At 63.2% G+C, this 22,585-nt stretch carries 15 protein-coding genes, 1 tRNA gene and 1 pseudogene; 2 read left to right on the forward strand and 15 right to left on the reverse strand.

Annotated elements, in window-relative coordinates; translation table 11 throughout:
• Nucleotides 1–32: 32 nt before the first annotated feature.
• From infA to VNQ78_RS07110, 9 genes are all read right to left on the reverse strand, one after another.
• Complete coding sequence (infA, locus tag VNQ78_RS07070; RefSeq protein ID WP_010397442.1) at nucleotides 33–251, reverse strand: translation initiation factor IF-1; 219 nt, start codon at nucleotides 249–251, stop codon at nucleotides 33–35.
• A gap of 170 nt (nucleotides 252–421) precedes the next feature.
• A complete protein-coding gene (locus VNQ78_RS07075; RefSeq protein ID WP_325688073.1) occupies nucleotides 422–1,498 on the reverse strand; it encodes a FliM/FliN family flagellar motor C-terminal domain-containing protein in 1,077 nt (358 codons plus the stop codon).
• 65 nt (nucleotides 1,499–1,563) lie between these two features.
• Nucleotides 1,564–4,242, reverse strand: a complete 2,679-nt coding sequence (locus tag VNQ78_RS07080) for an ATP-binding protein (RefSeq protein ID WP_325688075.1) — start codon at nucleotides 4,240–4,242, stop codon at nucleotides 1,564–1,566.
• Entirely contained in the window at nucleotides 4,232–4,492 is a 261-nt protein-coding gene (locus VNQ78_RS07085) for a hypothetical protein (protein WP_325688077.1), read from the reverse strand. The genes VNQ78_RS07080 and VNQ78_RS07085 overlap by 11 nt, the downstream gene beginning before the upstream one ends.
• A complete protein-coding gene (locus VNQ78_RS07090) occupies nucleotides 4,489–5,796 on the reverse strand; it encodes a short-chain fatty acyl-CoA regulator family protein (protein ID WP_325688079.1) in 1,308 nt (435 codons plus the stop codon). Before VNQ78_RS07090 ends, VNQ78_RS07085 begins: the two co-directional genes overlap by 4 nt.
• 3 nt (nucleotides 5,797–5,799) lie before the next feature.
• Nucleotides 5,800–6,483, reverse strand: coding sequence for a response regulator transcription factor (locus VNQ78_RS07095; RefSeq protein ID WP_325688082.1), 684 nt, complete (start codon nucleotides 6,481–6,483; stop codon nucleotides 5,800–5,802).
• Nucleotides 6,480–7,847 carry a LapD/MoxY N-terminal periplasmic domain-containing protein gene (locus tag VNQ78_RS07100; protein ID WP_325688084.1) on the reverse strand — a complete coding sequence of 456 codons (1,368 nt, stop codon included), beginning with the start codon at nucleotides 7,845–7,847 and terminating at the stop codon, nucleotides 6,480–6,482. The genes VNQ78_RS07095 and VNQ78_RS07100 overlap by 4 nt, the downstream gene beginning before the upstream one ends.
• A gap of 91 nt (nucleotides 7,848–7,938) precedes the next feature.
• Nucleotides 7,939–11,064: an efflux RND transporter permease subunit gene (locus tag VNQ78_RS07105; RefSeq protein ID WP_325688086.1), complete on the reverse strand. Its 3,126-nt coding sequence runs from the start codon at nucleotides 11,062–11,064 to the stop codon at nucleotides 7,939–7,941.
• A 34-nt stretch (nucleotides 11,065–11,098) separates the two neighbouring features.
• Nucleotides 11,099–12,379: an efflux RND transporter periplasmic adaptor subunit gene (locus VNQ78_RS07110; protein WP_325688088.1), complete on the reverse strand. Its 1,281-nt coding sequence runs from the start codon at nucleotides 12,377–12,379 to the stop codon at nucleotides 11,099–11,101.
• 206 nt (nucleotides 12,380–12,585) lie between these two features.
• On the opposite strand from VNQ78_RS07110, the gene VNQ78_RS07115 reads away from it, so the two are divergent.
• Nucleotides 12,586–12,659 (forward strand) — tRNA-Gly (locus VNQ78_RS07115).
• A gap of 629 nt (nucleotides 12,660–13,288) precedes the next feature.
• Here the strand turns inward: VNQ78_RS07115 and VNQ78_RS07120 are convergent.
• Nucleotides 13,289–13,663, reverse strand: a complete 375-nt coding sequence (locus VNQ78_RS07120) for a sugar transferase (RefSeq protein ID WP_325688090.1) — start codon at nucleotides 13,661–13,663, stop codon at nucleotides 13,289–13,291.
• Between the two features lie 137 nt (nucleotides 13,664–13,800).
• Nucleotides 13,801–14,382, reverse strand: a pseudogene (locus tag VNQ78_RS07125) (IS5 family transposase); the annotation flags it as partial.
• A gap of 522 nt (nucleotides 14,383–14,904) precedes the next feature.
• Between VNQ78_RS07125 and VNQ78_RS07130 the strand changes: the two are divergent.
• The gene (locus VNQ78_RS07130; protein WP_325688092.1) at nucleotides 14,905–16,719 is read left to right on the forward strand and encodes an ATP-dependent nuclease; all 1,815 of its coding nucleotides are present in this window, start codon (nucleotides 14,905–14,907) and stop codon (nucleotides 16,717–16,719) included.
• A gap of 1,279 nt (nucleotides 16,720–17,998) precedes the next feature.
• On the opposite strand, the gene VNQ78_RS07135 is transcribed toward VNQ78_RS07130, so the two are convergent.
• The 4 genes from VNQ78_RS07135 to VNQ78_RS07150 form a co-directional block, all read right to left on the reverse strand.
• Nucleotides 17,999–18,298 carry a hypothetical protein gene (locus VNQ78_RS07135; protein WP_325688094.1) on the reverse strand — a complete coding sequence of 100 codons (300 nt, stop codon included), beginning with the start codon at nucleotides 18,296–18,298 and terminating at the stop codon, nucleotides 17,999–18,001.
• The gene (locus VNQ78_RS07140) at nucleotides 18,295–18,783 is read right to left on the reverse strand and encodes a hypothetical protein (protein WP_325688096.1); all 489 of its coding nucleotides are present in this window, start codon (nucleotides 18,781–18,783) and stop codon (nucleotides 18,295–18,297) included. The genes VNQ78_RS07135 and VNQ78_RS07140 overlap by 4 nt, the downstream gene beginning before the upstream one ends.
• Nucleotides 18,784–18,786: 3 nt before the next feature.
• Nucleotides 18,787–20,931, reverse strand: coding sequence for a DNA polymerase (locus tag VNQ78_RS07145; RefSeq protein ID WP_325688098.1), 2,145 nt, complete (start codon nucleotides 20,929–20,931; stop codon nucleotides 18,787–18,789).
• Nucleotides 20,932–21,235: 304 nt separating this feature from the next.
• Nucleotides 21,236–22,585, reverse strand: a 1,350-nt coding sequence (locus VNQ78_RS07150) for a helix-turn-helix domain-containing protein (protein WP_325688100.1), incomplete at its 5' end; no start/stop codon positions are given.

Below are 22,585 nucleotides of genomic sequence, written 5' to 3' on the forward strand. Positions count from 1 at the left end.
GGGCCCCTGCCTGCAGGATTGCGGCAGCGGGCTCACTTGAAGCGGTAATTGATCCGTCCCTTGGTCAGGTCATAGGTGTTCATTTCCACCTGAACCTTGTCGCCGGCCAGAACGCGGATGCGGTTCTTGCGCATCTTCCCTGCCATATGCGCGATGATCTCATGGCCGTTCTCAAGCTCGACCCGGAATGTCGCATTGGGCAGGAGTTCCTTCACGACGCCGGGGAATTCGAGCATTTCTTCCTTGGCCATGTTCTCTCCTGTAAGGGTGACCCGCGGGTGCGGCGGGCGCAAGCTACATGCGTCCGGGAGCCCGGATTTTCAAGGGGAATCTGATCCCCGGCCCCGTCCTGCGGCAATTACGCCGGGCGCGCGGCCCCTGATGCGCCGCCGCGCGGGCCTTTCGCCGCGCTTTCGGGGCGCTATCCGCGCAGACGCGAGAGGAGGGGCTCGTCCGTCTCTGTCGCGCGGAACGGGTCGGGTTCGTCCAGCGCATTTCCTTCCGCGTGGTCCTTCGGGCTCGGCAAAGCGGCGCTGAGCCGGATCGCGTGGAAGCCGTCCGCCTCGCCCAGCTTTCCCCGCGCGACAAGCTGTCCGGTCCCGGTCTCGATCCGCGCCTCGTCCAGTGCGTTCTGCGGCAGGGGGATGGTCGCGCCAGGTATGAGGCCGCGCAGGCTTCGCAATGTCATCATGCGGCGGCAAAGAACGCCGGTCAGCGCCACGGGGGCCTCCTGCACCACGGCGGCGAGCGTGGTGCCAGCGCCTTCGGCCGGGACCGGCATGGCCCCGGGGTCGGGGGCAGGGGGAAGCTGCGCCAGCGGCGCCGGCTCCCTTCGGGGCGCGGGCGCGGGAACCGCGATCAGGACCGTGCCCATGCGCTGCCCGGCCGGGCCGATGCGGAAACCCAGCGTCAGCCGCGACATTCCCGCATCCTCCAGCATCAGCGACAGCGGCCGTGGGTCGTCCAGATAGGTGACATAGCGAAAACCGCCGAGTTCGGGAAAATCCCGCCCGCCGCGCAGCTCGCGGTGAAGCTCGGCCAGAAGGCCGTTGACGAAATCCTCCGAGATCGCGGCATCGGTCCGGGTGGCGCGGCGCGGGATCGCGGGTCGCGAGGTGACGCGGCCAAGCGCCTGCATCTCGATCAGCGAGGCGAGGAGGTTGGGGCAGATCGCGACCACGCCCAGCTCCTCCCCCGGCCCCTCGACAACGGCGAGGAGGGCGCGCTCGGGCAAAAGCTCGGTCAATTCCGGCAGTGAGATCGAGGAATGCGCGACCTTCTCGACAAAGACGGCGAGGCGGTGCGCACGCTCGGCCGCGCGCGCAAGCGCGGTCGATGCCGCGCGCTCGATCCCCGGCGCCTCGGCCGGACCTGCCGGTGGCCCGCCCGTTCCCTCGCCGGGCCGCTTGCGCGCCTGACCGGCGATCAGCCGCCGCAGCACCGTGCTGCCCCTGCCTTCGCCGGTCATGCCGGCCGCATCGCTTTCTGCGCCATTCATGTCTTTGCTGTCCGAATCGCCTTCGCCCTTGCGGCGAGCCTTTCAGAAAGCGGTTTCGAAAGGGTTTACCCGGCCTCGGCGGCGGGGGGGTCTTCCTCGCTTCGGGCGGGGTCGCGCGGCCAACGCGGCAGGCTGATGCGGAAGGCAGCCCCGCCCTGTCCGGGCAGATAGCTGATCGACCCGCCAAGAAACTGCATGATCTCGCGGCAGATGGCGAGGCCGAGGCCCGCGCCCCCGGCCTGCGGCGTATCGGTCAGGCGCGAGAATTTCTCGAAGATCAGCGCCTGGTTCTCGGGGCGGATCCCCGCGCCATTGTCGCTGATGTCGATCTCGGTCCCGCCATTGCGCAGGCGGCGGGCGTCGATCCTGATCTGCGGCGCGGGCACGTCGCAATATTTGCGGGCATTCGCGATGACGTTGATCAGCACCTGAAGTAGCCGGTCCGCATCGGTCATCACCATCAGCTGTTCGGCCGGCAGATCGCGCAGCACCGCGAAATCGCGCCGCGCCTCGGTCGCCTGGGCCAAAGCCAGCGCGCGTTCGATCAGGTCATGCAGGTTCACCACGCGCGGCGTCAGGCGGGCGCGCCCGCCCTCCAGCACGGTCAGGTCCAGAAGATCCTCGATCAGCCGGGTCAGGCGGCTGGCCTCGTCATGGATGATGCCGGCAAAGCGCGGGCGGTCGCGGTCGGGCAGACCCGGCTCCATCAGGATTTCGGAAAACGCGCGGATCGAGGTCATCGGTGTGCGCAATTCATGGCTGATCTGGCCAAGGAAAGCGTCCTTCTGGGCGGAAAGGGCGGTCAGCTTGTCATTCGTCTCGCGCAGCTTGCGGGCCGTCCGCTCCAGTTCCCCGGTCGCGGTCTCGAGGCGCTGGTTGTCGGCGCGGGCAAGGCTCGCCTCGCCCGCGACATCCATCAGGTCGGCAACCGTCACCGCGCCGCGACCGGCGACCCTGCTCATCAGCGCGGCGGCGGTTGCCGCGCCGACGGTGCCGGCGATGGTGCGCTCGAACTCCGAGAGGAAGCGCGGGGTCAGGTCGGGCAGGTAGCCCGACTTGCCCTGATCCGCCGCCGCCTCGCGGAAGATCTCGAGCGCGTGGTCGCTGCCCCAGAGCCGCCCGGCCAGCGTCAGCACGGCCTCGGCGCGGGCCGAGCTGGTGCTGTCGGCAGCCGAGCCGTCGGGCGCGATCGCATGGACGAAGGAGAGACCCTGCATCCGCTCGACCGGGTTCGGGAAATCGAGGAGCGAGACGAGGACCAGCAGCATCATGTTCAGCCCGAGCGACAGCAGAACCGCCCCGGCGAAGGGATCGAGGCCGGCGGGCATGGCGGGCGGCGGCACGAGGCCCAGCGAGGGCAAATAGATCAGGCCGAGCCAGATGGCCGAGCCGGTGGCGATCCCGGTCATCGCGCCCCGCCGCGTCGCGCCCCGCCACATCAGCCCCGCGACAAGCGCGGGCAAGACCTGCGCCATGCCCGAGAATGCGACGATACCCATGACAGCCAGCGCCGATGTCCCGCCGGAAAGGTGGTGATAGGTCCAGCCCGCGCCCATGATCAGCAGGATCGCGATGCGGCGCGCGTTGAGCATCAGGACGCGCAGATCCTCGCGTGCGGCGCCCGGCAGGCGATGGGCGCGAAAGCCGCCATGCCTCAGCCACAGCCACATCGGCACCAGCCAGTGGTTTGCCATCATGGTCGAGAGAGCGATGGCGCTGACTACTGCCATCGACATGGCCGAGGAGAAACCGCCGATGAAGACGAAGCCCGCCAGCGCGTGCTGTCCCTGCGAGAGCGGCAGCGCGATGACATGGAGGTCAGGATTGGCCCCGGCGGGCAGCAGGTCATGCCCGACCACGGTGATCGGCAGGACAAGGAAAGTCAGGATGAAGAGGTAAAGCGGAAAGGCCCAGCCCGCCTGCCTGAGGCGGTCGTCGTCATTGGCCTCGACCACCATGACGTGAAACATGCGCGGCAGGACGAGGACGGCGGCGCCCGAAAGCGTGATCAGCACCAGCCACCGCTCGGGCTGGATGGTCCATCCCGCGCCCTCGGGCCGGCTGGCCATGCTGTCGATGCGCGCCAGCACATCCGCCGGTCCGTCGGCAAGGCCCCAGAGGACGTAGGAGCCGACGGCGATGAAGGCGAGGAGCTTCACCACCGCCTCCAGCGCGATGGCCATGACGACGCCGTGGTGACGCTCATCCGCGGCAAGGTTGCGCGTCCCGAACAGGATGGCGAAGGCGGCAAGCCCCAGCGCCGTCCAGAGGGGGATATTACCCGGCGGCGGGCGGCCCTCCTCGGCGAAGGCCGAAAGCGCCATCGAGACGGATTGCAATTGCAGCGCGATATAGGGCGTCGCGGCCGTGACCGCGATCAGCGTCACCAGCGTCGCAAGCCCGGCGGATTTCCCGAAGCGGCTGGAGATCAGGTCCGCGACCGAGGTGATGCGATGCATCCGCGCCACGCGGACCAGATGCCGCAGCCCCCACCATGCGCCGGCAAAGACGATGCCGGGGCCAAGATAGATCGTCATGTATTCGAGACCGGAGCGGCTGGCATAGCCGACCGCGCCATAGAAGGTCCAGGCCGAGCAATAGACCGAGAGCGAGAGCGTGTAGATGATCGGCCGGTTCATCCATTGCCAGCGCCCCGCCGCGGCCGCGCGGTCGGCGCAATGGGCAAGGATGAACATCCCCGCGACATAGACGATGGCGGCAAGCCCGAGGGTTTCAGGCGTCATCGTCTTCGTCCGCCCCTTCCGCGGTGCCGCCGATGACGTGATGCAGCGTCGCGGTCACGATGATCGTGGCGAGCCAGCCAAGCGCCAGCCACAATGCCCCGGTCGCAAAGCTGAAGACCTGCGGCCGCCAGATCGGCGGTACCAGAACCAGAAGCGCGAAGGCCACCGGCACGATCCGCGTCGCGTCGATCATCCGGCGGCGGCGGTAGGCCCGGCGGCCAAGGAACAGGCGGCGCGACCCCAGCCTCATGCCGGACCGAGGATCGAAGGCTCGTGCCGGGCGGGACAATAGCCGCGCGGGCAGATGCGGCAGGCAGGGCCGACGGGCAGGGCGGGGCGGGCGTCGTCATGCGGGGCGGGCAGCAGCAGCATCTGCGCCCGGCTGAGCGGCGGGCCGTCGAAACCCATCGGCAGCAGCCTTTCCGCGACCGCCCAGGCCAGGAAGCGCGCGCCGCCCGGCGTCTCGATCAGGCGCATCACCGGAAGCTGCGGCTGGGCCAGCGCCTCGAAGAGTGGCCAGAGGGCGCAGCCCTCGCCCGGACGGGGCAAAGCGAAGCCCGGCGGGGCCTGCCGGAACAGCGGCGCGCCCGAGCCGTCGCAGATGATCAGCCCCGCCTGCGCCCAAAGGCCGGGCCGCAGCATCCCGAGGCGGCGCAGGACCAGATCCAGCGGCCTGCCGATCCGGGCCGCCATCGCCGCCGGGTCGAGGCCGCCCGAATGCCGCGCCGCCTCGGCAAGCTGGGCGTCGGGAAGCTGGGCCCGGTCGCGCCCCTGGACGGTCAGCAGATCGAAGGCCAGCTTGCGCGCCGCATCCGAGGCCAGTTCCGTCGCCTCGCCCGGTTCGGGCTGGCCGGCGGCGATCCAGCTTTCCACCTCCTCCTGCGGTGACATAGGCACGGCGTCATCCTCGAACGTGTCGAGATAGGCGACCAGCGATTGCGCGGTGCGCGACAGGCGCTGGCTGTCGGTGTCGAGCGAGTGGTGGAAGCGGTCGCGCCAGTCGGCTTCGATATCCGGCGTCTCGGCAAGGATCGACGCGGTCGAGCGCACCGAGGTCACCGCCGACTGGACCTCATGCAGGGTCGCGAGGAGATAGGGGTCGCGGGTCATGCGATCCGAGAGCGCGACCAGCCGCCGCTCCAGCGCATCCGCCCGCCTGACCGCCGCGGCAAGAACATTGGCCCAGCCGGGATAGCGCGCGACGAATTCGGCGATCTGGTCCAGCTCGACCGTCAGGGACTGGTCGCGCGCCATCGCCACGGCCTCGCGCAGGGCGGCGACCATCTCCTCCTCACGGTCGGAGGCGAGTTCGGTCACGTCGATCCTGAGCGCCTGCGCCAGCCGTCCCAGCAGCGCATCGTTCACCGGACGGCGGTTATGCTCGATCAGGTTGAGATAGGCGGCGGATATGTCGGCGCGCTTGGCCACTTCGGTCTGGCGCCAGCCCTGCGACAGCCGCCGTTCGCGGATCAGCGTGCCGATCAGCGAACGCTTGGCTCCGCTGCGGCCTGCGGCCGGTCGTCCGGGGGGAGTGTTCGATGGCGCGCGCCCCATGCCCTAGGCCCTGTCGCCGGTCTCGTCGAGGTGGCGGATCGCCTTGACGACCAGATCGGCGAAGCTTGTCGCGCCCAGCTTGTCCTTCAGCGTCTGGCTGACATTCGAGACGGTCTTGTAGCTGATATTGGCGCGCTCGGCGATCTCGCGATAGGCGAGGCCTTCGGCGATGGACCGCAGGATGTCCAGCTCGCGCGGGGTCAGGCGTGGCTGCGCATTGATCGCGCCCGGCCGCTCCATCAGCGCGATCTTGCGGGCGAGGTCGGCGGGGACATAGTCGCGACCGCGGGCAAGTTCGCTCAGCGCCTCGCAGATCTCGTCCGAGGGGGAGTCCTTCATGATGATCCCGTTGCAGCCGGCCTGCAGGGCGCGGCGGGCGATGATCGGGCTGCGATGCATGGTGAAGACGAGGATCGGCAGATCCGCCCCCGCCGCGCGCAGGCGCTGGATCAGCCGGACCCCGGCCAGCTTCGCCTCGCCCATGGTCAGATCGACCACGATCACATCGGGCTGCTGCCGCCGCCAGGCGCGAAAGCCTTGCGAGGGGCAGGAGGCAGCGCTGACCTCGCAGTCGATACGGCCGCGGGTGATGCGGTCCCAGCCCTCGGCCACGACCGGATGGTCGTCCACGATCAGCACGCGCAGCGGCTTGGCTTCGGGGGCGGGGCTGGTCTGGGCAAGGCTCATGGGCAAGGTATCCTGAACTCGGTGATGGTGCGGCCTTCCAGCCGGCGGGGCGGGGACCAGCTTGCGCCAAGTGCCGCGGCCCGGTCCCGCATCCCCGCCTGACCCAGCCCCGGACGGCCGGGCGCGGCGGGGCCGGTGCCGTCATCGCTGACGCTGGCCAGAAGATCGGCTCCCGTGGCGGAAAGCCCGACCTCTATCCGGTGGGGCCGGGCATGGCGCAGGGCGTTCAGCACGCTTTCGCGCACGAAGCGATAGACGGCGATCTGGCCCGCCTCGTCAGGCTCGGGCAGCGGATCGCCCGCCTTGAGTGTGAATGCGGTATCCGGCGCGATCTCCTCGAAACCGATCAGAAGCTCCTGGATCATGTCGCTGAGGCTCGCCCCCTCGGCCGGGCTCAGGCGAAGGTCGTCGATCGCGCCCCTGACACCCTTGCGGATCGCCTCGGAATGGCGGGCGACCGCGCCAAGCGCCTCGGCAAGATCCGGGGCGGGTGCGGCGCGCGACGCCTGACCCACGGCGGCTTGCAAGGCGAAAAGCTGCGGCCCGATCTCGTCATGCAGGTCCGAGGCGATGCGAGCGCGCTCGCCCTCGGCCAATGTCATCATCCGGCCCTGCAGGCGACGGTTCTCGGCGCGCTCGCTGGCGAGATGGGCGGCGAGCGTATTGATCCCCTCGCCAAGCGCATCGAGTTCGATAAGCCCGGTCGCCGGCGCGTGGCGGTCGAGGTCGCCCGCCCGCATCCGCCCCAGCGCGCCGTTCAGCTGGCCAAGCTGGCGCAGCACGAGGCCCGTGACCGCAAGCGTCACCCCGATCGCCACGAAGGCGGTGCCAAGCAGCAGCGGCACTAGAACGCGCAGGTCGCGCCAGGTTTCGGCGATCTCATCCTCGGGTGCGGTGCTGATCTCCAAGACGCCAAGGACGTTGGGATATTGCACGATCGGGAAAAGATCGCGGGTCGGGGCGGGGCGCAGGATCTCGGTGAACCAGGCCGGGGCCGGATGCTCGGGCGCGGCGCGGGGGGCAAGCGCCACGGGCTTGCCGGTGGCATCGCGCAATTCCGCGGTGACATGGCGCTGCGCCCGGATCTCATTCGCAATCGCGGCCGCCTCGAGCATCATGTCGCGCTGACCGAAGGATGTGGGCAGCCTGACGGTCGCGACCGACTTGGCAAGGATGAAGGCCGATTCCGTCTCGTTTCCGACCGAGTCTCGGGCGTGCCAGATCACCACCGAGACCGAGATCGCGAACATGGTGATCCAGGCAAGGGTCGCGCCCACAAGCGCGATCGAGCGCAGGCGCAACCGGCGGCCCCCGAAGGCGGCACGCCTTCCGCCGATCGCGCCGATCTGGCCCGTTGCGTCCATCGTCCTCCCCTGCCGGCCTCGGGCGGCTTCCCCGAGGAAAAGACTAGGCCGCCGCCGCGCGCCGGACAAGCCTCGACTTTGACGGAGAAAATCAGCTCGTGGCGGGTTTCGCTTCCAGAACGTCCGGGCGGCCAAGCAGGCGGCGGACCAGAACGAAGAACAGTGGCACGAAGAGGATGCCCAGCACCGTCGCCGAAACCGTTCCGCCCAGCACCGTCGCGCCGATGGTATTGCGGCCATTCGCGCCCGCGCCGGTCGACATGACCAGCGGCAGCACGCCCAGCGAGAAGGCAACCGAGGTCATCATGATCGGACGGAAACGCTGGCGCGCCGCCTCGATCACTGCCTCATAAAGCGGCTTGCCCGAAATCTCGGCCTGTTCGCGGGCGAACTCCACGATCAGGATCGCGTTCTTGCCGGTCAGGCCGATCACGGTGAGCAGGCCGACCTGGAAGAACACGCCATTGTCGAAACCGCCCAGCCATGCCCCGATCAGCGCACCAAGAACCCCGATCGGCATGGCGAGCATGACCGCGAAGGGAATCGACCAGCTTTCGTAAAGCGCCGCGAGGCAGAGGAACACCACCGCCAGCGACAGCGTATAGAGAAGGGTGGTCTGGTTCCCCGCATCCTGCTCCTCAAGCGAGAGGCCGGTCCAGGCGACATCGAAGCCCTCGGGCAGCACGCCCGCCAACTCCTCCATCGCGGCCATGCCTTCGCCGCTGGAAATGCCGGGAACGGGACTGCCCTGGATCTGCATGGCCGGCACGCCGTTATAGCGGTAGAGGCCCTGCGGCCCATAGGTCCAGCGCCCCTCGGCGAAGTTCGAGAAGGGCACCAGCCCGCCCGAACTGTTCCGAACCCGCCATTTCTCGATATCGGTGGGCACGGACCGGGAATCGGCCTCACCCTGCACATAGACGCGCTTGATCCGGCCCCGGTCGATGAAGTCGTTCACATAATTGCCGGCCCATGCGACCGAGAGGAGGCTGCCCACATCGGTCGCGGTCACGCCCATCGCCCCGGCCTTGCGCCAGTCGATGTCCAGATTGTATTGCGCCGCGTCCTCAAGCCCGTTCGGCCGGGCCGAGGCGATGCGCCCGTCCTGCGCCGCCGCCCCAAGCAACTGGTTGCGGGCATCCAGCAATTGCTCATGCGTCTGGCCGCCGCGGGCCTGAAGGTAGAAGTCGAAGCCCGAGACGTTGCCAAGCTCGATGACCGAGGGCGGAACGATCGGAAAGACCATGGCGTCGCGGATCTGGCTGAGCGCCGGGAAGGCGCGTCCGGCGATCGCCTGAACCGACTGGTCGGGCCTCGTCCGCTCGGACCAGTCCTTCAGCCGGACGAAGGCGATGCCCATGTTCTGGCCCTGTCCGGCAAAACTGAAGCCGGTGACGCCGAACATCGATTCGACATTCTCTTTCTCGGCGGTGGTGAAATAGTCCTCGATCTGCTCGATCACCGCCGCCGTGCGTTCGGTCGTGGCTCCGGTCGGGCCCTGCACCAGCACGAACATGATCCCCTGATCCTCGTCCGGCAGGAAACCCGTGGGCGTGCGCAGGAACAGGAAAACCATTGCCGCCCCGATGCAGAAATAGACGATCATCATGCGCAGCGGCCGCCGGATGATCCAGTTCACCCATGAGCTGTAGCCATGCATCGTCCGGTCGAAGCCCCGGTTGAAAAGGCCGAAGAAGCCGCGCGTCTTGTGGCCATGCTCGTTTCGCAGGAGCGTCGCGCAAAGGGCAGGGGTCAGCGTCAGGGCGACCACGACCGAAAGCCCCATGGCCGAGGCGATGGTGATGGCGAACTGCTTGTAGATCACCCCGGTCGAGCCGCCGAAGAAGGCCATCGGCACGAAGACCGCCGACAGGACCAGCGCGATCCCGACCAGCGCCCCGGTGATCTGACCCATGGATTTCTTGGTCGCCTCGCGCGGTTCGAGATCCTCCTCCTCCATGATGCGCTCGACGTTCTCGACCACGACGATCGCGTCATCGACCAGAAGGCCGATGGCCAGCACCATGGCCAGCATGGTCAGCGTGTTGATGGTAAAGCCAAGCGCCGCAAGGATGCCGAAGGTGCCAAGGATGACGACCGGCACCGCGAGTGTCGGGATCAGCGTCGCCCGCCAGTTCTGCAGGAACAGCAGCATGACGAAGAACACCAGCACGATGGCTTCCACCAGCGTCTTGACCACCTCCTCGATCGAGATCAGGACGAAGGGGGTGGTGTCATAGGGGATGACATAGCTGACCCCCTCGGGGAAGAAGCGGGAAAACTCCTCCATCCGGGTCTTGATGCGCTCGGCCGTGTCGAGCGCGTTCGCGCCGGTCGCGAGGCTGATCGCGATCCCGCCCGAGGGCAGGCCGTTATAGAGCGCGTTGGTGGCATAGCTTTCCGACCCGATCTCGACCCGCGCCACGTCCTTGAGCAGGATCAACCCGCCATCCGGTTCCGCCCGCAGCACGATCTGCTCGAAATCGGCGGGGGTCGACAGCAGCGATTGCGCGGTGATCGTGGCGTTCAGCATCTGCCCGGCCGGCGCGGGCCGCGTCCCGAACGCCCCGGCCGAGATCTGTGCGTTCTGGGCCGAGACGGCCGAGATGACGTCGCCCGGCGTCAGCTCGAAGGCGGCAAGCTTCGACGGGTCGAGCCAGATCCGCATGGAATATTGCGCCCCGAAGACCTGCACCGAACCCACGCCCTCGATCCGGCTGAGGTCGTTCACGAGGTTCGAGATCATATAGTCGGAGAGGTCCACTTCCTCGAGCGAGCCGTCCTCCGAGATGAGGGCGATGACCATGAGAAAGCCGGAAGCCGATTTCTCGACTGTCACGCCCTGACGCTGGACGGTCTCGGGCAGGAGGCTCGTCGCCTGCGAGAGCTTGTTCTGGACCTGAACCTGCGCGATGTCCGGGTCGGTCCCGGTCTCGAATGTCAGCGTCGTCGAGGAGGTGCCGGCAGCGGTCGAGCTTGACGAGAAATACCGCAATCCGTCGAGGCCGGTCATCTGCTGCTCGATGATCTGCGTCACCGTATTCGCGACGGTATCGGCCGAGGCGCCTGGATAGGTCGCCTGCACCGTCACCGTCGGGGGCGCGATCTGCGGATACTGGGCCACCGGCAGGGTCAGGACCGACAGGATCCCGATGCCCATGATGAGGATGGAGATCACCCAGGCAAAAACTGGCCGGTCAATGAAAAATCGCGCCATGTCAGGTTCCTGTGCGGATTTCCTCGATCTGACCTCAGCCCTTCGGGGGTTCGGTCTGCTGTGGTTCCGCGGCCGGGTCCGCGGAAGGCTCGGATGGTTCGGAAGGCGCGGCCGGCGCGCTCGCCCCCGGGTTTTCGGTCGGGGCGGGAGGCGGGGCCTTTTCGGGTGCTGTGGCCTCGGGGGCTGGGGCGGCGGCCCGTTCCTCGGGCGTGACCGGCATTCCGGGGCCGATCCGCTGGACGCCCTCGACGATCAGGCGGTCCCCGTCGCCCAGCCCTTTGCTGACGACCCAGCTATTGCCGAGATCCTGCAGGATGGTCAGTTCGCGCTGCTCGACCTGATTCTGGGCATTGACCACCAGCGCGATCGGCTCGCCCCTGCGGTCGCGGCTTACCCCTTCCTGCGGGGCAAGGACCACGTTCTGCACGGTCGCCTGCTGCACGACGGCCTGCACATACATGCCGGGCAGCAGGATCCGGTCCGGGTTCGCGAAGGAAAGGCGCAGCGTCATCACGCCGGTCGTCTCGTTCACATAAGGTTCGGCTGCGGTCAGCGTTCCCTTCTGGTCGTATTCGCTGCCATCGGCGAGGCGCAGCGTCACCGTCCGGTCCGGCGGCGCCTGCATCGCCATCTCGCGCCGCCACCGGATGATGTCGGCCGCGGATTGGGTCACGTCGACATGGACCGGGTCGATGGTGCGGATCACGGTCAGCGGCGTCGCCTGACTTGCTGTGACCAGCGCGCCCTGGCTGACCTGGGTAAGGCCGATCTCTCCGTCCAGCTCGGCGCGGACGGTGGTGCGGTCAAGTTCGATACGGGCGGATTGAAGCTGCGCCTCGGCCACCTTCAGGGCGGCCTCGGCGGCATCGCGCGTGGCCATTGCGGTGTCGCTGGTGCTTTCGCTCGCGACATTGCGCTCGCGCAGGGCGCCAAGCCGGTCCGCCTCGCGCCGGGCATTGTCGGCCTGTGCGCGGGCCTGCGCGACGGCGGCTTCGGCCTGCGCGACCGCGGCCTCATAGGTCGTGCGGTCGATGTGGAACAGGGGATCGCCGACCTTGACGCGGCGCCCTTCCTCGAACAGGCGCTGGGTAATGATGCCATTGACCTGCGGGCGAACCTCCGCCTCGGCCGAGGCGGTGACGCGGCCGGGAAGCGTCGTCGTCAGCGCCACCTCCTGAGCGTGCAGCGTCACGACGGTCACGGTGGGCGGCGGCGCATCGCCACCCGGCTGCTGTGCCGACGATGGCAGGGGCGCCAGTCCGACCGCAAGCGGCAGGACCAGGGAAATGGCAATCCGGCACGCGCGCGCTGGCATGGTCTGTCTCCGGAGAATTGCAGGCCTGTGGGTAATAACGACGAGTTGAAGAGGATGATCAATCCCCATTCTGGCCGCCGTAGCAAGCAAATTCCGGGCGGGATCACCGATTGCCGGCGTTGTGGTTCCGCGAGAGGTCAGCGCGATCCCGGCGGGCAGATTGGACTTGCGATCCGGCCCGGCCTGATGCTATCCGATGCGCCGACGCGGGTGTAGCTCAATGGTAGAGCCGCAGCTTCCCAAGCTGATGACGAGGGTTCGATTCCCTTCACCCGCTCCATCGTTTCCATATAACGCTATGAAATTGCTGCGAAACTTGCGGGGCTGTCTTGCACCAGTCCACCCTTGAAGCCACCCGCTTGAACATGCAGGCCGGGCTGAAAATATGCGGGAATTGTCGCTCGCGGGATCTCCCAAGGCATACAATTCAACTGCCGGTGCAAGCTGGGGAATCAATGCTTAGCGCTGCGGTTCACCGATGATGCTTCCACGATCATCTCATTCAGGGCATGAAACTGCCTGATGGTCGCGGTTTTCCCCAACCAACTCCTTGGCTGGTCACTGAGGAGATGGCCCGTGCGGCTGGATCTCGGATGAGAAAGGTGCCCTTGAATGTCGTACCGAGAGGGTTGGCCATGTGGTCGTGACCGCGTTCATCCAGCATCGCATATGCGGGAGTAATGTCGATTGACTGGAGGCCTTCAGGGCAAGGCGCATATGCCGTCCGGTACCACTGCTCGGTCATCATGGGCATCTGGAGCAGCCTGTTGAAATTCCGCACCACCCCCAGCTTCCCCTGAAAGGGGTGCGATACGGGTTCAACTTCTGTCTTGGTCACTATAAAAGTCAACTAGTTAGGAGATATGTCCTGGGACATGTGTCGAGAATGGCCTTCGGACGGGATGCGTATCAACCGCCTGTCGAATCGCGGTTATACATTTGGAGTAGGTGGCAAAAACCGCGCCCCGCGATGCGGAGATCGTAGATCAAGCTCGCGTTCAGGGCGTAATCAGATGACTCATCACGGGGCGGTGAAATCAGTCCCGGCTTCATCCCGTAGTAATCGCATTCCTCATGGATAGATCTTGGAGCGGGGCCAACCATAGACAGTTCTCCCCGCAGCAAATTCCATAGAAGTGGCATTCCCTCAAGTCCGGTTCGCCGAAGCAGATAGGCGAGTTGCGGGCTGTGAGCAGAGAGTTCGGAGACGTTGAAGAAGAGGCAATTGATCACTTGACCCCTATGACCCCAAATCCGTCGAGTGTGAAAAGGCTTCAAGCCCATGACGAGGAAGGGTAGGCTAAGAGCCGCTATGGCGATGGCAATAGGAAATGCCGCAATCGCGGCTAACCGTTCGATCAGGGATTGGCGTTGTTGCGCAAATCAGCGTTTGGGCTGACGTTCCCCTTTCCTGCGGTCCTTCAGGCGATAGGCTTGATCTCGGCCCTGCCGAGGGCCGAGACGCGGTTCATGATTGCGATGCGGATCTGGATTTCGGCGGTCTGGCGGTCGGGGTCTCGGGACATGATCCACTCACCGAAGAGCTTCAGGCGGTTCATCTGGGCCTCGACCCGACTTCGGACATGGTAGCCCGCCCACTTCTTCCAGAGTGCCCTGCCGATGTGCCGAGTTGCGCGCAGGATCTCGTTTCGCGCAACTGCGGCGGGACAGTCTTCTTTCCATGCGCGACCGTTCCGGCGGATGGGTATGACAGCATCGCCGCCGCGCTCGATGATGGCAGTGTGGCATCGCCGCGTGTCGTAGGCGCCATCGGCGGTGACTGTGGCGATCTCTTCCCCCTCGGGGATTTGCGCCAGCAACTCCGGCAGCAGAGGGCTATCACCCTGGCGGCTCGAGGTGAACTCGACTGCGCGTATGTCCCCGGTCTCTGTGTCCATCGCGATGTGAACCTTGCGCCATTGCCTGCGCCGCGACGGCCCGTGTTTGCGCGCCAACCATTCGCCATCTCCGCGAAACTTGATGCCGGTGCTGTCGACGAGCAGGCAAACGCAAACCGCGTAATCCAGCGTAACGAATCTGCGCCAAGGCGCAGATAGAGGTCCCATGCAGGGACGGGCGGGCAGGCAATTCCGAGCGGGGCTTGAACGCGGCCCATGCCGCAATTTGCAAAAAAGATTGGGATGCCTCTCCTTCCGACCCCATCATGAAGCGGCCCGGTGCCGACCTCAAAGAGAAGCAAGACACCTGCCGGGATTGACCGCAACGCGCGGTGACATCACTTAAAGTCTGGCCCGGCTTGCAAAGCAGGTGGGTAAGGTCGCTTTGAGCCCATACCGGTCGCTCGGCTGGGCGTCCGGTCAGAGATCTAGCTGGATCTCTCGATCCCCAAAACTGCCGTTAGCTTGCAATGGTCTGGGTCTCGCAACGATGCCGATTGTAAAGCCTTGACTAGACCGGACTTATTAAATCACTTTGGTCCAACGGACCAACATCGTCTGCGGAACCGCCCCGTCGGGAAGTCACACATTTTTCTCGGCCTACACTTTTTATAGAGATTGAATCCAATGATCAGCAAAATATCAATACGAAACTTTCGATCCATTGCAAGTGCTGACATTGACGGAAATTGGATTACGACACTCGTTGGGGCAAATGATGCGGGGAAATCTAACGTTTTGCGCGCCTTGAATCTATTCTTTAATAATGAAATAAATTCAGGGGAAGATTTCGAATTTACGCGGGACTACAATCAATTTGCGCCGGTGCGAAATCGGAAAGCTCCACAAATTGAGATTTCGATTACTTTTGATCTTCCCGATGGATACAAGCGAGAAGGTCAGTCTGATCAAGTTGTTTGGAAAAAAGTCTGGCGTAAATATGGTGAGGTGCGTGATTTGGAGAAGCGCACTCTCTCTGACGGTCAACCGTTTCCACAGAGAAGCAAAATACCAGCGTTACTTGACCGAATCAGATTTACGCATATTCCGGCGATTAAGGATAAGGCGTTTTTCGCCGATCTCCAGGGGCGACTGTATGACGTGCTCGCCTCCGTCGCTGAGGGGCCATTAAAAGATTCAGCGGGAGAGTTTCAAACTCAGCTAGGTGCGCAACTGCAGGATTTGCTTTTAAACCTGAGAGCGGCATTCGGGGCGGAAGCCACCATGCGGCTCCCGGAAAATCTTCGCGAAATTTTTGAAAGCTTGGAGATAAGTTCTGATGAAGTTCCTCTCTCAAGGCGCGGGGATGGAATTAAAATCCGACATATACCATTGATGCTGAAGTTTATTGCGCAAAAGCAGGATGACCTTTTTACAAGGGGCGGAGTCCGCTATACACATATCTGGGGATTTGAAGAACCGGAGAATAACGTTGAGATGTCTGCCGCTTTTGCTATGGGAGATGAGTTCCTCGAACTCATTGCAGAATCGGATCGCTTTCAACTTTTTTTGACTACGCATTCTCCAATTTTCTATCGTCTCGACCAACGCAGGCCCGAAGCTGTCGATTGGCTCACCTCCCATTTTGTTTCGAAAAGTGGTAGCCAAACGATAGCGACAACCCGAGCCCCCGACGAGGTCGATGAGAGCATGGGCTTAATGCCGATAGTGGCGCCGTATGTCGCAGAGGCCAAGAAGCGCTATGATGAGATTGGTGCGCAACTGGAAGCCGTCCAAGACATTGCGGAGCAGCGTCGCCCGACAATTTTTGTCGAAGGCGATAGTGACCGCGTTGTCTTGGCGAAAGCTTGGCAGCTCTTTAGCGGCATCGCAGATGATCGTGTTTATATCTGTGCAGGTGGAGAAGCATATGGTGGAGCCTCAGCCCTGTATAGTCGTTCGCTCGCTTGGATGTTGACAGTGCGACATCGACCTGTAGCCGATCGCGTAAAGGCAGCATCGGTATTCGACAATGATGCCAGCGGCAACGCTGCGCGGGTATCTCTCGGAAATGACGTTACTAGAATGAATCTGGGTAACTGTGGTCTAAAATCCTTTAAGCTCGATACCCCGCCCAGACTTCAGCCTCTCGCTCGGCGCGGGTTCAACGTTTCGGTGGATCTAGAATCTTACTATACCGATGCAGTATGGGAGCGTGCGATCGAGGATGGCTGGCTCGAGCCTATAGACGATCTTGCAGGCCTACTTTCCCCCAATTTGTTAAATCAGATTGCAGCAGGCGGAGCTAATCCATTTGCTGAGCTCAATCAGAGCGACGCGGCGCGAATCTGTAATAAGTTTAATGATCAGGGTAAGCGGCGGGCGTCGATGTTTATTCAGCGCCTGACTCAGTTAGAAGCTGAGCGGGAGCTCGAGAGTTTCCGTCCTATGATCGATAAATTACGCGGTCATCTTTTTCAGGGAGGCGCAGCTGCGGAGTAAGGTGAAAAACTTCGACTGAATGCAGACTAGCGAACGGCAGCATTGTCCCAAAAGCTCGACTGACCGCTGCAGCAGTGGCCCTCGTGTCGAGCGGCCGCTTAGTCCCGCAAAGCGGGCGTTGACCCATCAGAAACTCTTGACAGACGATCACCCAATAGAGAAGACCCCGCCTATCTGGCGGGGTCTCCATGCAACCTCAGCATGATCTTGGGAAAAACGGTGAGCATGTTGCTCATCTGTTATAGCTTGGAACCACCCACGACATCCAGCACCAAACTCCCATCCGATAGCTTTCTCAGTAGGTAGTACACCTGACCTGACCAAATCCGTAATTTATACAGGATGCCTGTTTAGGGAAGCTATTTGCGAGGCGATCCATAGATTCAGAGAAAGCAGCTCTATCGGCTTCCTCTTTTCTCACCTCTTGAACATGCTTAATGGCTGCATACTGGACTTGGTTACATACATTCTGTGTTACCCTTGGATATGGCGGGAAAGATTGTATCAACCTGTTATGCGCGGCTTCTTGCTCCGCTGGGGGCATTCTGTGACGGATTACTGATTCTCGGTAACTGGCATATTCAGATACGCTGTGGAGATCCCTCACTGCTCCCAGCTGGACACAGGTCACAGCTGCATTGTACCAGAAGACTTGAAAGTCCTGATCCTGCGGAGACAGTGGCTCAGGAGGAGCGCATCCAGCTACTCCCAGCATCCCAGCTGCAATCACACCAAGCTTCAGAAGTCTCATCACATTTCCCCCAAGATATTCCTCTGTCTAGACCTATAGGCAATAGGCTGCCTACAGGTCCAGAACCATCAGATTACCTTCCAGACTACCATCAGGTCACCGCTCCCCAGAGGGGTGTCATACGGGGCGGAATTTCGGGAATGGGCCAACCTTTTTGGCGGTTTTTTTCGTGCGGACGCCCCTACCGTGCGGTCAGCGGGGTCGGACCCCGAAATCCGTAATACGCCCCCCTCATTTAACTTGACCGCCGCCGTGAGACGTGCCGCAGCGCAAGACGGGGTCGCGAATCGGCAAGGGTCGTTGCCTCGGGTCGGGGGATGGTCGGGGGTGGGGTGCCGGTATGTCGGCGGATGACTCCGGCTCCAAGGCTCGGGTCCGGGACGGATGCTCGCGCGATCCACGCCGCAGCGCAAGGATTATATCAGGGGATCAGGCAGGCAGCAGGCACCGAGACCCTGACGTTTTGCGACGCACAACAGCGCAGGCACCGAGAATTTAAAGAAGTCTCGGTGCCTGCTGCCTGCCTGATCACGCTGCGGGGGTGCCGCGTCGTTTGCTAGGCGGGCGCGGTGCGGTGGCTGCAAGCCGATCCATCACGGACTGCAATGCAATCCAGCCGGACTCCTGCGGGCAGTCAGGATGCAGCACCAGCCAGCCACGGCGAGTCGGCGACATGGCACCAGCCACAAAGTCAGCCAGCGGCATCTTCTGCGACAATGGATAATTGCCGCGCCAGATCTCCACAGCATCAAAGGGTGGGTAATAACCTAGCGTGTGATCCGGCAGCCGTGTGCCAATCTCGCGCAGGATCTCGGGATAGAGGCTCAATGCAGAGGCTCCCATGTCAGAGATAGCCGCGCGGGAAAAGTCACCTGACTAAATTCCTCTGCTTTGCGCTTGACGCTCTCCATGATCGCATTGCACGGCAGCAGCAGGGTCATGCCTTCTTCAAACACGTTTTGCAGCAACGCGCACAAGGCACCGAATATCTGCTGATCTCCCAGCGACAGGTCGCAGCGGTTCATCGGTGGGCGGTGTTTGGTTCCGTTGGTCATCATAACGGAGTTCACCAGCGTGTTTACGTTCTGGAACAACCGACTTGGCTCACTGTAACCGTTCCCGCGCGAGTCGCGATACTCGCCGTAGCGTGCCACAGTGTCCATCAGTGCCCGATAGGAAATCTGGCTGATTTCATATGCCACATCGCGCAGGTGATCCGGGTCTTTCGGCGAAGGCACCGGCGCAGCTTCCCGGCGCGCGGCAATATGTGCGTTCATGATGCGGGCATCACGGGTCTCATGCTTGACCGTCATAGTTCAGTCCTCCACAGGCTGAATTGCAGGGGCGACCATTTCGCCCCAATTATACCCGATTTTCACGTCCACGATGTCTGTCACCGGGGCGGTCGGGAATACGGCGAGAAACGCATCGGCCATATTCGCCGTGACCAGATCCGAAACCGCGCGGATGATGGCGGGATCATCTGGGCACTGCACGACAAGCTCGTCATGCACTTGCAGGATGATCAGGGCACCATATGGCGCGATGGCATCCGCCACCCATGCCAACGAAAGCATCACGATCTCGCTGCATGATCCTTGAACCGGCATGTTCAAGGCGAGCGTGTAACGGAAGCCGTCAGGCTCAGCGCGATCATCGTATTCATCGACCGCAAAGCGTTCCCATGCCCAATACCAACGCCGCCCGAGAACAGTTTCTGTGTAGCCTTGCTTGCGTGCGGAGGCTGCCTGCCAGCCCTGCCATGCCCGCAGGCCGGGATAGGTGCTAAAGAAGCCATCACGGTGCCCGGCGGCTTCTTCAATGCTCATATCAACGCCGTAACCGGCAAAGGCCATGTCGGCGAAGCGGGCGGCACCTGTGCCGAATAGCAGACCGAAATTCGCGGCTTTGGCGATGGTCCGCTCCGGGCTGTCTGCTGTCAGATCCATGCGGCCGGAAAGAGATTGTGCCGTCATCATATGCAGGTCATCGCCGCGCTCGTAGACGCCCAGCATGGTACTGTCCTGCGACAGCAGCGCCGCCGCCCTCAGTTCCATCTGAGAGAAGTCACACGCGAGCAGGACGCAGCCGGGATCTGCAACGAAAGACCGCCGGAAAGCCTTTTCGGTGCGCTTCGGCATCTGTTGCAGGTTGGGCGATGTTGACGCGAGTCGGCCGGTCTTCGCCCCCGGCAGACGGAAGCTGGTATGCAGCTTTCCCGTAACCGGGTTGCGCTTGTCGAGCAGCGACTGCCCGAATGATGACAGCATCTTGTCGTATCGCTTGAGTTCAAGCGCCGTGGCAATGCCGGGGATCTGACGGGCACGCAACATGGCGAGCTTGTCAGTCTTGATCTGGCCGGAGTCGGTTCGAGGCCATGATTCGAGCGCATCCGGTTCCAGATGCAACGCGATCCATGCCGCGATCTGTGCCGGAGTCTTGAGTGGGTGCCCGCCGGTTTCGACAAGCAGCCTAGCTTCAAGCTGAGCCTTCTGTTCCTGCCATTCGGTGATCAGGGCGCGATGCCAGGTCTCGTCTATGGCAATGCCCTGTAGCTCGGCACAGGCAACGGCATGAATAGCCGCGTCACATGCCTGCTGTGACTGCTGCTGGCCGGGGCTAAGCTGATGCCAGATGTCATCATGCAGCCGGTGAGCAAGCACGGCATCCAGCGCCGCATAGACGATCTGTTCGGGGCTAAGCGCCGATGCCGACCAGTCGGAAGCGCCCAAGGCTTTGGGCACAATCACCCCGTAACAAAGCGCCACGGCCCGAGCGAGGCTGCGGCTTTGGCTTTTCGCCCAACGCCCGCCGTCAATATGCCACATCAGCGAAAGGCAGTCCCCCATCTCTGCCGATACCGGGAAACCGGCATGACTGAGATGCGCGGCTTCGAATTTCGCATTTGCGGCAGTCCACGGATATTCAGTGAGGGGCCGCAGTATTTCAGGGTCGATGCGGTCCAGATCGAATACCACGGCCTTATCTCCCCCGGCATAAGCCTGAAAGAGCCGGGGCCGTGAACGATGGGGATCAAGGGGGGCTTCCTCATCACCAAGCGGCTTCTGACGGGCTGCCCGCCTGCCGGTCTTGGTTAGAGCAACTCTCCTTTGAGTTGTTCTGTAGGCGGACAGCGCCGCCGTCTCAATATCGACGCCGATAGGCAATCTGTTCGCCATGGCCGACAAGCAGAGGGCGAGCACCATGTCTCCGGCCGTCACTGCATCCGTCACATAGACGACTGTGACGCCCTCATCTGCGAGGATGTCGGCGGCAGTCGCAGCATCAGGTTCTGGCGGCGGCGGGGCGAGAAGATCCGCGATGCCGGGGGTGGTGATCAGGGCATCCCGGATCTCGACCGGCAGCCCCGGCTGATCGGCGAGCACCGCGCCAGAATGGCGATCCGTGGCGATGTCGGTGACGTGCCGGGCGGCTTGAGCGAGGATCTTTTCGGCGATCATCTGGTCATCTCCAAGAGGGGAAAGCAGCATAGAGGGGAGGGAGGGGGTGGGGGACCGTGGGACAGCGGGACAGCGGGACAGTGGCTGTTTTCATTTTTATTATCAGTTACTTAACTGTACCAACCGGCCATGGGACACCTCCGGGGTTTTGGGACACCTAGGGTAAAGTGTCCCAGACCCTCACACTGTCCCAGAACAGAGCGGGGACAGCTATATTTCTGTAATCATTACAGAAATAGGCCACTGTCCCGCTGTCCCGCTGTTCCACGATTCCCACCCCCTCCCTTCCCTGTGTACTCATGTCTCATCTGGACTCGGTTTCACCCGCGAGGTGTTGGGCCAGCTGATCAGGGGTTGGTAGCACCGGATCTTCCGTCACGGTTTCTGTCACCGCATCCCCTAATTCGAGGATCATCGGAACTCCGCTGCGGTCCTCCCTGTCACGCAGGAAGCCGTCAGCCTTTGCCTGCTTGACCAGTCGCTGCACGCTCGATTTCGACATATGCAGCTTCTCCGCCAGCTTACGGACAGAAATGGTCAACTGTGTCTGCGTATCGGGGCGCGGGTGAAAGGCCATGCCCGGCGGAAGGGCTGCCGATTGAGATGCGGTAGCCTCGGCCATCATCTCCCTGATCATGTCCAGCAGGCGCAGCAACTCAACCGCAGGCTGTCTCTCGGCGGCAACTTCCACAGCGACATGCAGGGCCATATAGGCAGCCTCATAGTCGGCAACGGTGGCGAAGATCCGCCCCTCGACAATCTTGCGATGCTCCCTATGCAGGATGGCCGATGCCCTGATCATGCTCAGCACCTGCTCAAAATCGCGACGGGTGCGAGTCTGCGCGATCTTGATCAATTCACGCAGCGCCGGGGCGAAGGGTATTGTAACCGCAGTTGATTGCCCGGCCAGCCAGCGAATAAAACAATGCCACTCGGCTATTTCCGCCGAATAGTCTCCTTGATTATCCTGCCCGGCCGCGCGTATTGCCGCCCGCGTGATTACTTCGGCGGTTTGATCGGCACCCCCGTCGATGCCAATGCTGATCACCCGCGTCGAAAGCTCGGCATCCATCTGATCCGCGACATTGCAGGTGAGCAACCCTACGGGGCCTGCCTTCTCGATGGTGACTGTCTTCAGCACATCATCGACAAGCTCGACCTTCTCGTGGATCAGACGGCCCTCTGACAGCAGGACACGCAGCATATGCGCCACATCGCTGTTCTTGGAATCGACACGCAGCGGCGCGGCTTCTTGCAGCACGATCAGGCTGTGGCGGAAATCGCGATCCGAATAGATCAGCGATTTCGGTGACAGGGTTGTCAGCACCGTCAGCCGCTCGGGCGGCATCAACCGGGTTGCGGTCAACATCACCGTGCTTTTCCCACCGGAGCTTGCGCCCTGAAGGATCAGGGCGTTCGGCTTGGCCGTCAGGCAACTGATCATCGTCAGGATCACGGCTGTAACGGCGGAAGTTTCGCCAACTACCCCGAGCTTGGCGACAAGCTCGACACCAGAGCGCAGCACCTGCGGATCTGCCCGCAAGCTGGCGCATCCCTCACGGGCTTCGGCAAGGGCAGCGGCCTTTTCCTCAGCCGTGGGTTCTGCCGGGGCAGCCTTGGCCGGGCGGTGATCTCGGAAAGCCTTCCGAAGAAG

This window comes from Paracoccus sp. (in: a-proteobacteria) (assembly GCF_035556475.1).
Lineage (GTDB): Bacteria > Pseudomonadota > Alphaproteobacteria > Rhodobacterales > Rhodobacteraceae > Paracoccus.

Bases quoted from the DNA above. Each gene is read 5' to 3' on its own strand.
- infA (WP_010397442.1), bottom strand. From the start codon at position 251: ATGGCCAAGGAAGAAATGCTCGAATTCCCCGGCGTCGTGAAGGAACTC.
- VNQ78_RS07075 (WP_325688073.1), bottom strand. From the start codon at position 1,498: ATGAATGGCGCAGAAAGCGATGCGGCCGGCATGACCGGCGAAGGCAGG.
- VNQ78_RS07080 (WP_325688075.1), bottom strand. From the start codon at position 4,242: ATGACGCCTGAAACCCTCGGGCTTGCCGCCATCGTCTATGTCGCGGGG.
- VNQ78_RS07085 (WP_325688077.1), bottom strand. From the start codon at position 4,492: ATGAGGCTGGGGTCGCGCCGCCTGTTCCTTGGCCGCCGGGCCTACCGC.
- VNQ78_RS07090 (WP_325688079.1), bottom strand. From the start codon at position 5,796: ATGGGGCGCGCGCCATCGAACACTCCCCCCGGACGACCGGCCGCAGGC.
- VNQ78_RS07095 (WP_325688082.1), bottom strand. From the start codon at position 6,483: ATGAGCCTTGCCCAGACCAGCCCCGCCCCCGAAGCCAAGCCGCTGCGC.
- VNQ78_RS07100 (WP_325688084.1), bottom strand. From the start codon at position 7,847: ATGGACGCAACGGGCCAGATCGGCGCGATCGGCGGAAGGCGTGCCGCC.
- VNQ78_RS07105 (WP_325688086.1), bottom strand. From the start codon at position 11,064: ATGGCGCGATTTTTCATTGACCGGCCAGTTTTTGCCTGGGTGATCTCC.
- VNQ78_RS07110 (WP_325688088.1), bottom strand. From the start codon at position 12,379: ATGCCAGCGCGCGCGTGCCGGATTGCCATTTCCCTGGTCCTGCCGCTT.
- VNQ78_RS07120 (WP_325688090.1), bottom strand. From the start codon at position 13,663: ATGGGCTTGAAGCCTTTTCACACTCGACGGATTTGGGGTCATAGGGGT.
- VNQ78_RS07130 (WP_325688092.1), top strand. From the start codon at position 14,905: ATGATCAGCAAAATATCAATACGAAACTTTCGATCCATTGCAAGTGCT.
- VNQ78_RS07140 (WP_325688096.1), bottom strand. From the start codon at position 18,783: ATGACGGTCAAGCATGAGACCCGTGATGCCCGCATCATGAACGCACAT.
- VNQ78_RS07145 (WP_325688098.1), bottom strand. From the start codon at position 20,931: ATGATCGCCGAAAAGATCCTCGCTCAAGCCGCCCGGCACGTCACCGAC.